The sequence below is a fragment of the Gluconobacter sp. P5E10 genome (genome assembly GCF_018812145.1).
In the GTDB taxonomy this organism is placed as follows: Bacteria; Pseudomonadota; Alphaproteobacteria; order Acetobacterales; family Acetobacteraceae; genus Gluconobacter; species Gluconobacter cerinus.
In genome coordinates, this window is the sequence record NZ_JACRVZ010000004.1 from 153,006 (window position 1) to 167,266 (window position 14,261).

General features: G+C 54.3%; 10 protein-coding genes. 8 read left to right on the forward strand and 2 right to left on the reverse strand.

Annotated elements, in window-relative coordinates; genetic code table 11:
• Positions 1-367 precede the first annotated feature (367 nt).
• Both KP707_RS09485 and KP707_RS09490 read left to right on the forward strand, forming a co-directional pair.
• Positions 368-2,707, forward strand: a complete 2,340-nt coding sequence (locus tag KP707_RS09485) for a TonB-dependent receptor domain-containing protein (RefSeq protein ID WP_211503079.1) — start codon at positions 368-370, stop codon at positions 2,705-2,707.
• Positions 2,708-2,712: 5 nt separating this feature from the next.
• A complete protein-coding gene (locus KP707_RS09490; RefSeq protein WP_211503078.1) occupies positions 2,713-4,071 on the forward strand; it encodes a PepSY domain-containing protein in 1,359 nt (452 codons plus the stop codon).
• On the opposite strand, the gene KP707_RS09495 is transcribed toward KP707_RS09490, so the two are convergent.
• Both KP707_RS09495 and KP707_RS09500 read right to left on the reverse strand, forming a co-directional pair.
• Entirely contained in the window at positions 4,042-4,686 is a 645-nt protein-coding gene (locus tag KP707_RS09495) for an SCO family protein (RefSeq protein WP_211503077.1), read from the reverse strand. The genes KP707_RS09490 and KP707_RS09495 overlap by 30 nt on opposite strands.
• Positions 4,687-4,756: 70 nt before the next feature.
• On the reverse strand, positions 4,757-5,521 hold the full coding sequence (locus tag KP707_RS09500) for a GntR family transcriptional regulator (RefSeq protein WP_211503076.1): 765 nt from the start codon (positions 5,519-5,521) through the stop codon (positions 4,757-4,759).
• 176 nt (positions 5,522-5,697) lie between these two features.
• On the opposite strand from KP707_RS09500, the gene KP707_RS09505 reads away from it, so the two are divergent.
• The 6 genes from KP707_RS09505 to KP707_RS09530 are packed head-to-tail and all read left to right on the forward strand — an operon-like array spanning position 5,698 to position 14,185.
• A complete protein-coding gene (locus KP707_RS09505; protein ID WP_211503075.1) occupies positions 5,698-8,049 on the forward strand; it encodes a TonB-dependent receptor in 2,352 nt (783 codons plus the stop codon).
• Positions 8,050-8,053: 4 nt separating this feature from the next.
• A complete protein-coding gene (locus KP707_RS09510) occupies positions 8,054-9,406 on the forward strand; it encodes an NCS2 family permease (protein ID WP_211503074.1) in 1,353 nt (450 codons plus the stop codon).
• Between the two features lie 13 nt (positions 9,407-9,419).
• Positions 9,420-10,496: a nucleoside hydrolase gene (locus KP707_RS09515; RefSeq protein ID WP_211503073.1), complete on the forward strand. Its 1,077-nt coding sequence runs from the start codon at positions 9,420-9,422 to the stop codon at positions 10,494-10,496.
• Positions 10,489-12,264: an adenine deaminase gene (locus KP707_RS09520; RefSeq protein ID WP_211503072.1), complete on the forward strand. Its 1,776-nt coding sequence runs from the start codon at positions 10,489-10,491 to the stop codon at positions 12,262-12,264. The genes KP707_RS09515 and KP707_RS09520 overlap by 8 nt, the downstream gene beginning before the upstream one ends.
• Complete coding sequence (locus KP707_RS09525; RefSeq protein WP_211503071.1) at positions 12,264-13,526, forward strand: amidohydrolase; 1,263 nt, start codon at positions 12,264-12,266, stop codon at positions 13,524-13,526. Before KP707_RS09520 ends, KP707_RS09525 begins: the two co-directional genes overlap by 1 nt.
• Positions 13,523-14,185 (forward strand): phosphoribosyltransferase, encoded by a 663-nt coding sequence (locus KP707_RS09530; RefSeq protein ID WP_211503070.1) that lies wholly within the window; start codon positions 13,523-13,525, stop codon positions 14,183-14,185. The genes KP707_RS09525 and KP707_RS09530 overlap by 4 nt, the downstream gene beginning before the upstream one ends.
• The last annotated feature ends 76 nt before the right edge of the window (positions 14,186-14,261 follow it).

Consider the following 14,261-nt stretch of genomic DNA (forward strand, 5'->3'; position numbering starts at 1 on the left):
TTGTAACGACGTCGTCAGTCGTTGACGATTCCTTAAACGAACTCAAAAAATTAAGCATTTTCTGTTCGCCGCAGGATGCCTCGTCCGATCCAGGCACACATCATCATCAGAATACTCAGCAGGACGATGCGTTCCTGCTGTCGGATGCTCTGGATCTTTTCCAGCTAACAATCGCTTTCTGCACGCTCATAGCGTTGAGCATGGCATTCGTTCACCGCGTCTGGATGTTTGCGCCAATTCGCGGGCCACCTAGTCCCGAACGCACCTCTCAATGCCCCCAGGGCCCTCCCGTCTAATCTGAACTGCAAAAGCCACTCGCCTGCAAAACGCACGCGGGTTTTCGTGCTGTCTATCCAGGTTCAGACCAATGCCTCACTCTATGTATCGCTCTTCTCACCTGCTTGCAGGCGTGATGACCTGCGCCGTCCTCTGCTTCTCTCCTGCCATATCTGCCCCCTTCCGGCATGAGAGAGGTACGTCTCTCAAAGACAATCGCCGCAAACCTCAATCTCTCCCTAAACAATCCTCACCTCTTACCAAACCAGAAGTTATTACCGTCACGGCAGCCAATCATGCGCCGGCGACGAGCCATCCGGCCGGGCAGACGACTTACAGTTCAGACCGCAGCAATTTTGGTAATCAGGTGGGACAAAGCGTCGCAGACATGGTGGTTACCATTCCAGGCGTCAGTTTCACCCAAGGCAATGGCCCGCGTGATACAGTCGTTTCTGTTCGCGGGTCGGGAGATCGGCAATCCTATGGGCTAAAAAACCTGCAGGTGCTGGAAGACGGCTTTCCCATGACGCAACCAGACGGCACCGCAAGAGCCGATCTGATTGACCCCCATGCTTATCAGGGGGTGGACGTGTTTGAAGGGCCAGCGTCTACCCTTTACGGAAATTATGCGATCAATGGTGCAATCAATTTCCGAACCCGCAAGGGCACGGACATCCACGGGCTGGAATTAGGATCGGATTTCGGCAGCTTCGGTATGTTTAACAACTACGCGACGCTCGGACTTGGAAACCAGCGTTATGACCTTATGGTATTCGCGAGCGATGTCCGTGGAAATGGGTTTATCGCTAACAGTCGCTACAATACGTCAACAGAAAACGTCCGACTTAGGGTCAATCTGACATCTTCAGACCGTCTCATCCTGAAGTTCGTCAACAACGTGACAGACGCGTCCCTACCTGTTCGCCTATCTTTGAACCAGTATCACGCAAATCCTTATCAGAATGGGTGTTACAATACATCCAATTCCCGCGCTGGGTGCGCTTCTGTGAACCTGCTGGTTAATGGTCGGTATGGCGGCAAAGTTGCCATGAGTCCCGAGGCTGCTGGTCTGGGTCGCTTTGATCGCCGTACCGTTACAGGCCTCCGTTGGGAGCATGATTTTAATGAACAGACGACCTGGCGCAACCAGTTCACATACGATCAGCGCCACGTAGACCAACCCACCTCACCAACGTCTTTCGTAGGCCCCTACAACTCCTATAACGTCAGCAGCGACGTTACCAATCACGCCCGGATCGGGGCAACATCCCTCGATACATTCGGCGGACTGAGTTTTGATTATCTCGACTACGGATATCAGACGTACAACGTCATGCCGTTAGGCGGTGCCACGCGGGGTGCCATGAGTTCTGCTTCCTACGGACATCAGTCAAATATCGGCGCACGTTTCCAGGAAGACTGGCACTTTGCACCCGGTTGGCATGCTGTTGTTGGACTAGGAGGTACATACTCAGATATCGGCGCCACTGAGACGTTATATGGATATTCAGCATCTGGCATGAACAGCCAATACGTCACCGCCAACCGGTTCTACTTCAATCTCGCGCCTGAAGGTGCTCTGATTTATGATCCGAGCGAACACTGGACTTTCCATACACGCGTTGGCACGGCTTATGGCACACCGTCATCTTCCAATTTCTTCATCACGCCCCAAGGGCAATATGGAAATAATACGCAACTGAAGAGCCAGACGAGTGTCGGAGTTGACCTCGGCGCAGACTGGCACCCTACAGCCATAACACATCTTCAGGTCACAGGATTTTACGAGTTTTATAACAATGAACTCGTCAATCAGTCTGCAGGCGTCAACGCCGTTGGGGCCTATACATTCAACGCTCCTGCCTCACAGCATCGAGGCATTGTTTTAGGGGCTGACTGGAAACCTCTTCCCCATACCCTGCCCGGTGGACGGATCTCGCTCAGCTACACTTACGATAATCAGGTCTACACAAACTATACGGAAGTTCTTTCCAATAGCACTGCCTCAAAGGGTTTCAGCCGGAAGGGAAAATACATCCCGGGCGTCATTCCCAACTTCCTGAATGCCCGTTTCCTTTACGATCAGCCTTCTGGCCCTTTAGAGGGCCTTGGGGGATATGCAGAAGTCACCTGGCGTGATGCCTATTGGCTAGACAATGCCAACTACCTGAAAGCGCCCGGATATGCCCTTCTAAATCTGGAGATGCATTACGATCCCCCCGCGCGGATGGGATGGGCGCATCGCCTGCACTGGTATTTCGAAGTACAGAACGTCACGAACCAGACCTATGTGTCAGGCGCCACAAATATCAGCGATCAGTTACAGGCAAACGGGCAAGAAGCGACGGCAGCCACACTGATGAATAGCACTGGATCGATTTATGCGGGCTCCCCCCGGGCATATTTCGGCGGCGTACGGATAAAACTGTAATGCGCATGAATATGAAACATTATCTGGCCTCCCTTGGCCCGGACCGCCTTACGGTATGGCGATGGCATTTCTTTGCGGGACTGTTTTGTCTGCCCTTTGTCGCTCTTTTGTGTCTCACAGGAAGTATTTACCTGTTCAAACCACAAATCGAAGGATGGATTGACTGGAAATACGATCACCTTCCAGCAGCAATAGCCTCATCGCCTCAAGAGGACGTCAATTCCGCTCTGAAAGCTGTGCCCGGTGGCAGTTTTCTCGCATATGAACTTCCTACATCCCCACACAGTGCTGCCCGCATTCTGGTCAATGGTGCCGATGGTGAGGTCGTGCGAGTTTATGTGGAACAGAACCACCATGCCGTCCTGAAAACCGTGCTCGAAGAGGATCGGTTTGAGCGATTAGTTTTTAAACTCCATGGGCAGCTTTTACTGGGCAATCTGGGCTCAGTTATCATGGAGATGGTTGCGTCATGGACGATCGTGCTTGTGGTGTCGGGCCTCTGGTTATGGTGGCCGAGAAATCAACGCGGCTTGGCTGGTGTGCTGTATCCGCGCCTTACTCAAACTGGGCGGGCACGCTGGAGGGATCTTCATGCTGTGACAGGCGTCTGGGTTTCCATCGTACTGACGCTGTTTCTGGTATCGGGCCTTCCCTGGTCTTATGTCTGGGGACATGCCCTTCTTTCTGTGGAGAATACTGTCGGCCACATCACATCAGTGAAAGACTGGGAAATTGGAGCGGTGCCGGCCCAAGAGACGATAGCCGGCCACCCAATGGTCTCACATCATGAAGATATGCCCGGAATGGACATGTCAGAGGATATGCCGTCACAGGTGAACTTGGATAGCCTGAATAATGTGACCCGAACAGCAGAAAAGCTCTCCCTTGCCGCTCCTGTTCTTATCACGCCCCCAGCTGAATCTGATGCTGTCTGGACCGTTAGATCCGACGCCCAGAACCGGCCTCTCAGGGAAAGTGTGAAAGTGATGGGAGACGGGCATATTATTGCGAGAGAGCCTTTCTCCCAGAAGGCAGCCATTGACCGTGTCATAGGATATGGCGTTGCAGCGCATGAGGGGCATCTGTTCGGCTGGGCAAACCAGTTGCTCAACCTTCTGGTCGCCCTCGGCCTCCTGCTGATGAGTTGTGCCGCGACAGTCCTGTGGCTTAAACGTAGGCCCGACGGGGAATTTGGAGCGCCGCCCGTTCTTCCATCGTCTAAAATGGGTCTGATTGCGATTGGGGTGCTTTGCGTCCTTGGCATTCTTTTACCCGAGTTGGGCATATCTCTGATCTGCATAGCAGTGGCTGGAAAGCTCTCGCGTTTGAAAGCATCACGAGTGAGCAGGCAAGAGACGCTTTAAATCTGTTGCTATCTGATGTGCGCTGGAATCAACCGGTATCATTCCGACCAGATGGTTCCGACCGTCCATCAGGTAGAGCAACGAGCTGTGGTCAATCAGGTATTCAGGCCCCATGCCAGAATGATGCTGCATCTTTACGTGAAAGGCTTCCATAACAGGCTGAATCTGCGCAGCCGTACCTGTCAGCCCGATGATCCTGGGGGAAAAATTTTCTACGTAATCCTCAACGACTTTCGGGGTATCGCGTGTCGGATCAACGGAGATGAAAATGGGAGTTACAGATTTACCCTGCACGCTGAGCTCATCGAGAGCTGACGAAACTGTTTCAAGCGTCAAAGGGCAGACATCTACACAGTGCGTGTAGCCAAAATAAATCAGGGTATAACGCCCTGCAAAATCTGACTGACTAACGGGATGTCCTTGCCCGTCAATCAATGCGTAAGGGCCGCCAACTGCTGTCGTATGATGTGAGGTCAGGAAGGTCCTGAATGCTGCAGCGCCAACGAGCAACGCGAATGTAATGCTGACAATCAGGACAAGAGCTTTTCTGTCCTGCCGCAAAGGGGCGGCAGCTCTCTTGGCAGGATTTTTTTTGCGGGTCGGACGCCGTTTCATGGGACATTCATAGCAAATGCCAATGCGCTATGCACAACATGTTTGTTACGCGGCAGACTTGGGCCTGCCCTCACAGCACGCCTTCACTCATCATCTCACCATCCGCACCGATACGAAAATCCGCAGTCCCTTCCGTCACGAGCAGTCGGCTATATTCACAGGCACCTTCTCCGAGGCATGTTGTCACACGCTTGATACGCATCAGCGCGGACTTTTCTGAGACATCGAGCCATTGAGCGACATCCGGAGACGCGTAAGACAGACCGATGGAAATGTCTGCATGGGCAATCTGGAACTTGAAAATATCCCGAAGGATTGCTGTCGATGTCAAGGAAGCAGCGAGTTCTGGCGTTACGAGTGGTGCAAGCCGTCCCGGATAGAAGACTTCTGTCACGCCCAGAGGTCCTTCGTCCGAACGATAGCCGCGCCGGATGAACAATGTCTCGTCATTGACCGACAAAGCCGAGGCAACTTCCTCTGGGGGGCGACGCATCTGATAGTCCAGAAGCGTCATCTCGGGGCTTAGGCCTTTACCAGCCAGAATTTCGAAAAAGGAATTAATGGTTTTCTGTCGTCCTGGACGATGCAAGGCCCCCACAAAAGTCCCGCGGCCGTGCTGGCGGACAACAACATCCCTCTCGGCCAGATAGGATAACGCCTGCCGAACGGTGATGCGACTTACGCCGTACATCAGACACAGCTCAGCCTCAGAGGGAAGCCGCTCCATGAAACGGCTGTCCTTGCCAATCAGCCCGGAAATATGATGCCCGACCTGAAGATAAAGCGGCGTCGGGCCATTCGTATCGAGGGCTGACGAGAAGACGGCGTTACGCATAGAGAAAAAATTCCAGAAAACGTTTCACTTTTGGATTGAAGAGCGCATCAAAACCCGATACCAAGACGTCTTATAACAACCTAATACGTCTTTGCCGATTCAGTCACTGTTTTGTGGCCAGTCTGCAGGATTTTCGTGCCTTTCTGGCGTCTCCGCAGTGTTTGAGAGCTTCTTCCATGCGTGCTTCAACCTTCCTGAGTACAGCCCTTATCGGCAACATGTTCTATGTTGCAGCCTACGCTGCTCCTGTTGCAGATACAAAACACGACGGGGAGAAGCGCCATTCTCCAGCCACGCGCAGGACTGTAAAAGCCGCTCCTTCCCGGCCTGAAGTCATCCGGGTGGCGGCAGAGTCCGTTGCTGGTGGCCGCATGGTTCCTCAGAACGGCACGAAATCACGCAGCGAGATCACGCAGGCCTATATCGCCAAGCAGGCTCCTACTCCCAACGTCTTCAAACTGCTGGGTAACTTGCCAGGCGCCAATGTCGCAAGCGCTGACCCCTTTGGCATGGTCAGCGGCAACATGACGATCCGTGGCATGAACAGTGACCAGATCGGCTTCACTGTTGAAGGCGCGCCGCTGAACGACATCGGGTCTTACATGGCGTTCCCAACGGAATGGGTAGATTCCGAGAACCTCAACGAAGTGACGATGCAGCAGGGCTCTGCCAATCTGGACTCCCCGGTCATTGGCGCATCTGGTGGGATCGTGACGATGAACCTGATTGATCCGTCACACAAAATGGGTGCAACGATTGCGGGCTCGTTCGGCTCCTACAATACGCACCGCGAATATGTCCGGCTTCAGAGCGGTGACATTGGCAACACTGGCATGCGGGCTTTCGTGGCTTGGTCTCATCTTGAAGAACCGCACTTCCGCGGCGCCGGTGACGATCACAAGCAGCACATTGATGCAAAACTGGTCAAAGACTGGGTCAATGGAAGCCGCAGCACCGTGGCGCTGACATTCGATGATTCTATGAAGGTTGCTTATCTGAGCCCGTCCCTGGCTGCCTGGCAGCAATATGGGCGTGGTGCCAACTACACCGAAGATTTTTCACCGACCGACACCAAATACTGGAAACTCCATCAGAGCCCATATCGGGTCCTGATCCTGAGTGCGCCGCAGAATATTGTGGTTAATGATAAGCTTGGCTTTGATTTCACCCCATATTTTTACTGGAACTCAGGCACGATCGCCTCAGCATCTCTTCTGTCTGAGAACGCCATCTATTCCGGGACGCAGAAATACAGCATTGACCTCAATGGTAACGGCACCACTAATGACAAGGTGATGATGTATACGCCATTTGGCACGCCTTACGTCTATCGTCCGGGCCTTGTTTCCAAAGTGCATTATACGGTGGGCAAGCACACTCTTGTCTTTGGATACTGGTTTGACTGGTCCAGACAGCGCATGGTCAATCCCTACAGCGCGGTAGGAGAAAATGGTGGCCCGGCGAATGTCTGGGGATATCTGGGGAATGTGAAGCTATCCGATGGCACGCGTCTTGCCAGCTATGACAACCTGACCATCACACGCGTCAACACCTTGTTCTTTGGTGACACGTTCAATGCACTGCACAACCGTTTGCGTGTTGAAGCGGGGATCAAGGAGTCCATGGTAACCCGTATCGGTTACAACTACCTCCCCGGCGCGCAGTATCGCACGAGCATGAACGCGGCAGTCGCAACGCCAAACCTTGGCGCGCGTTATCGCATCGACAGTCACAACCAGATCTTTGCAGATGTCGCGACCAATTTCCGTACCCCGACGTTAAATGCGCTTTACAACACGTACAGTGCATCAACTGGCAAAGTGGCGACGCAGGCGAACCCCGCTCAGAAGACCGAATATTCGATCTCGGAAGAACTGGGATACCGTTATCAGGGTGATATCCTGAGCGGGTCTATCACCTTCTTCAATTATAACTTCACCAACCGTCAGGTATCTACGCAGGTTACGATTAACAACGCGCAGATCACCCAGAACATCAACGCGGGCGGCCAAACGTCACGCGGGGTCGACATCGAACTTGGACTGCGCCTGTGGCATCATCTGCGGCCATATGTCTCGGCGGAATATCTGCACGCGACGATCGATAACAACTATCAGGTCGGATCGGATTATCTGCCCACTGCCGGAAAAACCGCTGTGCGTAGCCCAAGTGTGCAGGCTTCCGTAGGACTGGATTATGATGACGGAACATATTTCGCAGGCTTTGCCGTCAAGTACGTAGGCCGACAGTTCTCAACTTTCATGAATGACCAGGCCATGCCAGGGTATGTCAACGCAGACATGAACTTCGGCTATCGGGCTCCGAAGATCTTCCATACACACCCGGAAATCAGGCTGAACCTCATGAATGTTGGCGATAACAAGTACCTGTCAGGGGTCGCCGGGGTCGCCGCATCCTCACGCGCAGCACGTGGGATCTATGGCAGCACCATCGCATCGCAGGGTTCACCGACATACTACGTCGCAGGAAGCTTCGCCGCTCTGGTCACGGCCAAGATTGACCTTTGATCTGATGCTTCAAGCCCGTCTGGATCGTTTTTTCGGGCTCACGGCCAGCGGTACAACTGCTGGCCGTGAGGTCATCGCTGGCCTGACAACCTTCGCTGCCATGGTCTACTGTGTCGCAGTCAATCCCATGATCATGGCAGAAGCTGGCATGGACCGCGCAAGCGTCTTGAGTGCCACATGTCTGATTGCAGTCTTCAGCACGACGTTGATGGGCCTTATGGCAAATCTGCCCCTTGGTGTGGCGCCCGCCATGGGATCAAACGTCGTCTTTGCAATCATTCTGGTCAAACAGATGGGCGTTCCCTGGCAGGCTGCCCTCGCCCTCGTCTGCCTGACCGGCCTGATTTTCATGGTCATGAGCCTGACGCGCATCCGCGAGCGTATTGCCCACGACATTCCTGACACCCTTCGGATCGGTATTCAGGTTGCGGTGGGTCTGGTGATTATGTTCATCGGAATGCGCAACTCTGGGTTTGTCGTGCCGAGCCCGTCCACGTTCGTCACCATGGGCCCGATTACCAGCCCCAAAGTGCTTATGACACTGGCTGGGTTTATTCTCACGCCAGTCCTTGTCGCCAGACGTGTGCCGGGATCTCTGATCATTTCGATCATTGCGCTAACGATTGTGGGTCTCTTCCTCCCCAACGGAAAAGGTGGAACCATCACCACCTGGCCCGCGCATATTTTTGCCCTGCCCCGTTGGCCCCATGAGACAGCGTTCCAGCTTGAGCCGCTCTACCTTCTGCATCACATTTTCTACGTGCTGCCGATGCTTTTCTTTTTCCTGTGCACTGAACTCTTTGGAACGCTTGCCAACCTGCTAGGCGTCGTAACGGCTACAGGAATGGTGTCCGAAGACGGTCGCATTCCGCGGGCCAGAGAGGCGTTCATAACAGACGCAGCAGGCAGTATTCTGGCCCCCATGCTGGGGACGTCCATCGTAACGGTATACTCAGAGTCCATCACAGGGGTTCATGCGGGGGGCCGAACAGGCCTGACGGCATTGGTGATAGCAGGAGGGTTCTTCACCGCACTTTTCCTGTGGCCTCTGTTCATGATCATTCCGCCGCAGGCCACAGCGCCATCGCTTCTTATGGTGGGAATGATGATGTTCCAGGGCGTTCGTCATCTGGACCTGTCAGATCTTAAAGAAAGCGCACCGGCTGCTTTGACGTTCATCATTGCCCTCCTGACCGGCAACCTCATCAACGGCATGGCCATAGGGACCTTTTCCTACGCGACCATGGCTCTCGCCACAGGCCGGGGCCGAGCCGTTTCGCCAGTTGTGTGGGGGCTTTGCGTAATTTTCATCATGTTCTTCGTCGTTTCCGCCCAGATGCACGGCCACCATGGCTGAGAGGATATTTCCCATGTTTCCCAGACTTTGCCTTTCAGCTTTTCTGGCTGGCCTCTCCGCCTTGGCGCCTATTCCCGCGCACGCTACATCTGCTCCGAATTACGTCATTATCGACAATGATTTTGCCGGACCGGGCGGAACAAACATTCAGTCGGTCATTCCGCTATTAGGTCAGCCGGATAAAGTAACCCTTCTAGGGTTTACGGTTGTCGTGGGGGATGGCTGGGAAAACGAGGCCGTTGCCCATCTGTCCCGCTTTCTGGAGGTTGCCTCTGCTCCAGCAGAGCTCCCGGTCGTACCGGGTGCGACCCAACCGTTGGTTAATTCACGCTTACGTCTTCTGGCATGGGAAAAATCCAACGGGAAAATGCCATGGAAAGGTGCATGGCGCGGGGATGCTCCTGATCTCCAGCCTCCGGTCAAAGTCCTGAAAGAAGGACAGCCGACCCGTGCTGTCTCCCGGGAAACTGCCGCACTTTTCCTGATTAAACAGGTGCATGAACATCCTCATGAGGTCACAGTCCTCGCGGCTGGCCCCATGACAAACATTGCTCTGGCCATCAAGCTTGACCCTGACTTCGCCTCGCTCTGCCGCAGGCTGGTCTTCATGGGAGCCATCGTGGACGGTAATCTTTCCCAAGTGACAGAGAGCGCCGATTACTACACCGACTTTAACTTCATGTTTGACCCGGAAGCCGCCAGCATCGCATTGGAAGCTCCCTTCCCGGAAGTCATTTCTGTCGGCTCAGTCGCTAACCCCATTCGTATGACACCAGAAATCCGCGATCGCGCGACCCAGCGTCCGGGACCGCTGTCAGACTACCTGAAGCACTATTTCCACCCACAGCCCATGTGGGACGAACTGGCTGCCGCGATCGCTGTGGATCCCGCTCTGATTACACAAAGCGTGACGGCTTACATGACGGTTGATCTGACGCATGGCCCCAATTACGGGTATGCCCATGTATGGCCTGACAGCACGCGCCCTCATATTGGTGAGCGCCCCGTCAAGATTGTCACAACAGTCGATACGCCGCGTTTCGTCCAGACGTTTGTCGATGCAGCCAACCGGATGAATACGCATGGTTGATGTAACGGTGCCTCTCACCTCACCTGAGTTGCGCAGACGCGCGGTGGATGCCGCAGCAGGTCGGGCTCCATTTGATGTTCTACTCCGGAATGGCAAAATTGCTGATGTGGCTACCGGAGAGCTTCGTGACGCCGATGTCGGATTAGTGGGTCCGCTGATTGCCAGCACCCATCCAACTGGCCAACGAAACGATGCTCTCAAAATTTTTGATCTTGAAGGGGCGGTTATTGCACCTGGCCTCATTGACTCTCATATGCACATCGAGAGTTCGATGATCACGCCTCGGGTTTACGCACAAACCGTAGTTCCGCAGGGAACAACAACCATTTGCTGGGACCCGCACGAAATCGGGAATGTGAGCGGCCTGGCCGGGGTCAGGTGGGCTATTGAAGCCACCAAAGGCCTGCCTCTGCGCATTCTGGTTGAAGCTCCCTCCTGTGTTCCATCTGCGCCCGGGCTGGAACGATCAGGGGCAGCCTTTGACGCTACGGCCATGACAGAAATGCTGTCCTGGCCCGAAGTGATTGGCGTTGCTGAAGTGATGGACATGCGCGGCGTCATCAATGGCTCACCTCGTATGACCAGCATCGTCAGTGCCGGCCTTAGTAGTGAAAAATTTGTGTGTGGTCATGCCCGGAACCTCAAGGGCCAGGATCTTCAGGCCTTCATGGCGGCAGGCATTGAGTCAGATCACGAACTGACAAGCAAAGCCGATATTCTGGAAAAGCTCCGGTCTGGCATGACGCTGGAACTGCGTGTTTCGCATGAAAATATTTTACCTGAAGCCGTTGCCGCTTTTCAGGAACTGGGCTGCGTTCCTCAAACCGTTACCCTCTGCACAGACGATGTCTTCCCGGATGACCTGTCACGCCGCGGCGGAATGGTCCATCACCTGAAATGCCTCGTGTCTCTGGGAATGCGTCCGCTCGATGTGCTGCGATGCGCCACTTTTAACGCAGCGATGCGCCTTGAACGTAGGGATCTCGGCTTGGTGGCAGCTGGGCGCCGCGCTGATCTAGTTATTTTCGACAACCTGTCTGATTTCACGCCCCTAGAAGTGTTCACGTCAGGCGTCCATGCGGCCTCCCACGGAACACTTCTGGCAGATCTTCCTGCCGAACTTCCAGGTCTCCCGCTCAAGACCGTAAAGCATTCTTTAGTCACGGCTAAAGATTTTCAGGTACCCGTACCTGACGTTTCCAAAGCCCGCATTCGGACCGTTCGTACCCCACGGACGACCCAGTGGGGAGAACGTGACGTCGCTGTAAAAGACGGTCACATCACGCTGCCGCCTGATACTGCGCTAATGGCTGTTTTCAATCGTTACGGAGAAAATAATGCCCCTGGGCTTGGAGTTCTTGAAGGTTGGGGAGACTGGTCAGCCACAATCGGAACGACCATCCTGCATGACAGTCACAACCTCGCAGTTTTTGGCCGAAACCGGGAGGACATGGCGCTTGTGGCCAATACTCTTATAGCCAGTGGCGGCGGTATGGCCGTTGCACGAAATGGCCAAATTGTCGCTCATGTTCCACTTCCCGTCTGCGGCCTACTATCTCCGGAAAAACTGGGTGTTGTCAGTCAGCAATTCGCGGCAGTACGTGATGCTGCCGCAGCAGCGACAACATGGGATGGCCCAACGGCCATGATCAAACTTGTGACAGGCGCGTCCCTCGCCTGTAATCCCGGACCGCATGTCACAGATCTCGGCATTACAGACGGCATGACAGGCGAAATCATCACGAACATGGTCATGGAGACCATTTGATGACATTTCCCTCTGAAGTCACAGCCATGCGGCGCGATCTTCATAGCTTTCCTGAAACGGCCTTCCTGGAATACCGTACTGCCTCGATTGTCGCAGCGCGTCTGACAGAACTGGGATATTCTGTCAGAGTAGGTCCCGAAATCATGTGCATGGATGATGTGCGTGGACTGCCGCCGCAAGAGGATATTCATTCCGCCCAAAATGCAGCATTAGCAAATGGGGCCGCCCCTTACTGGCTCGAAAAAATGCCAGATGGGCAGACCGCTGTCTGTGGAGAAATCAAGCGTGGTGCAGGCCCCGTTCTGGCCCTTCGCTTCGACATGGATGCTCTCCCCGTTCACGAAAGTGCATCCGGGAACCATCGTCCTGTTATGGATGGCTTCGCATCCAAATGCGAAGGTCGGATGCACGCATGCGGGCACGATGGCCATACGGCAATTGGCTTGGCCGTTGCGGAAAAACTGTCGCATCCCAATGCCGAATGGAAAGGAACCCTCAGGCTTATTTTCCAGCCTGCGGAAGAAGGTGGCCGAGGAGCGCAACCTATAGTCTCAAGCGGCCTTCTGGATGATGTAGATATTTTTCTCGCAGCTCATGTCGGCTGTCAGTTACCGAGTGGGCAGATTGCTTTGACAGCAGACGGCTTTCTCTGGGCCGAAAAATGGAACATAACCTTCACGGGGCAAGCTGCGCATGCGGCCATGTGTCCGGAAGAAGGTCGTAACGCCCTTCTCGCTGCGGCAATTGCCATTCCCGGTCTCTATGCCCTGCCCCGCGATGGCAAGTCAGACACGCGAATTAACGTGGGGCTTTTGCAGGCCGGCCGAACGCGGAACGTCATTGCGGACCATGCCTATCTCGAGCTTGAGTTGCGGGCGTCAACTCATGAAGGTCTTGCGCGCCTTACTGCAAGCGCGAGACGAACCTTGCAGGGCGCAGCACTGACACAGGGCGTTGACGCCACAATCGACGTTTACGGGACTGCCATAAGTGCCGCCTCTGACCCGGACGTGATGGAGCGCTTGCGAGACGCTGTCTGCTTCACCAACGGCGGCAGTATTGTTCAAAGCTGGCCTATTGGTGGTGGAGATGACGCGACATTTATGATGCAACGTGTTCAGGACCGGGGCGGCAAAGCTGGATATTGCCTTTTTGGTTCCGATATTGCCGCGCCTCATCATGCCAGCCTGTTTGATTTCGATGAAACCGTTCTGCAGACAGCGGTCACGGTGCTTTCTCGATTTGTGGAGCTATCATCTTGAGCACGCTCTCTTTCTGGCAGACTTTTGCTCCGGATGTAGCGCTGAAGCCCCCATACACAGATCGCTACAGAGTTCAGGTAGGAAATCGGCACCTCGATCTTCCCCTGCGGGTTCTTCCGAGCAAGGACCAGGCAGTTTCATCGCTGCTGGTGAACCAGACATCCTTCGAAGTCATGGACGTTCTCTCTGGTGAACTGGTGGCTATCGCTCGTTCGCTGGAGCCGGATCTGATTGTGGGCATGCCGACCCTGGGCCTGGGTCTGGCCGCCGCCGTTGCCCGAGGATGCGGGTTGGCGCGATACGTTCCATTAAGCACGTCTCGAAAATTCTGGTACGACGACGAGCTGTCTGCGCCACTTTCGTCCATTACCAGCCCGGATAACGTCAAAAATCTTTATCTGGACCCCAATCTGCTGCCACTTCTGAAGTCGGCACAAAAGATTTTTATTGTTGATGACGTGGTCAGCACCGGACAATCACTCGTGGCTGGCGTGAATGTTCTTGCTGCGGCGGGAGTTTCCCCCTGTGCAGCCCTTTGTGTCATGACCCAAAGCAATCGCTGGAAAGATCGTTTTTCTTTTCCTGTCTTAAGCTGCTTTTCGTCTCCGCTCTTTGAGCGGGTTCAAGATGGGTGGGTTGAACAGAAATCTGTATCCTAGGACAGCTTCCGACAAAAAACCGTTGGATCTGAAGAATTCACTCCAGATCCAACGGCATTCAATAGTAACAGATCGA

Bases quoted from the DNA above. Each gene is read 5' to 3' on its own strand.
- KP707_RS09505 (WP_211503075.1), top strand. From the start codon at position 5,698: ATGCGTGCTTCAACCTTCCTGAGTACAGCCCTTATCGGCAACATGTTC.
- KP707_RS09500 (WP_211503076.1), bottom strand. From the start codon at position 5,521: ATGCGTAACGCCGTCTTCTCGTCAGCCCTCGATACGAATGGCCCGACG.
- KP707_RS09515 (WP_211503073.1), top strand. From the start codon at position 9,420: ATGTTTCCCAGACTTTGCCTTTCAGCTTTTCTGGCTGGCCTCTCCGCC.
- KP707_RS09490 (WP_211503078.1), top strand. From the start codon at position 2,713: ATGAATATGAAACATTATCTGGCCTCCCTTGGCCCGGACCGCCTTACG.
- KP707_RS09510 (WP_211503074.1), top strand. From the start codon at position 8,054: ATGCTTCAAGCCCGTCTGGATCGTTTTTTCGGGCTCACGGCCAGCGGT.
- KP707_RS09485 (WP_211503079.1), top strand. From the start codon at position 368: ATGCCTCACTCTATGTATCGCTCTTCTCACCTGCTTGCAGGCGTGATG.
- KP707_RS09495 (WP_211503077.1), bottom strand. From the start codon at position 4,686: ATGAAACGGCGTCCGACCCGCAAAAAAAATCCTGCCAAGAGAGCTGCC.
- KP707_RS09520 (WP_211503072.1), top strand. From the start codon at position 10,489: ATGGTTGATGTAACGGTGCCTCTCACCTCACCTGAGTTGCGCAGACGC.
- KP707_RS09525 (WP_211503071.1), top strand. From the start codon at position 12,264: ATGACATTTCCCTCTGAAGTCACAGCCATGCGGCGCGATCTTCATAGC.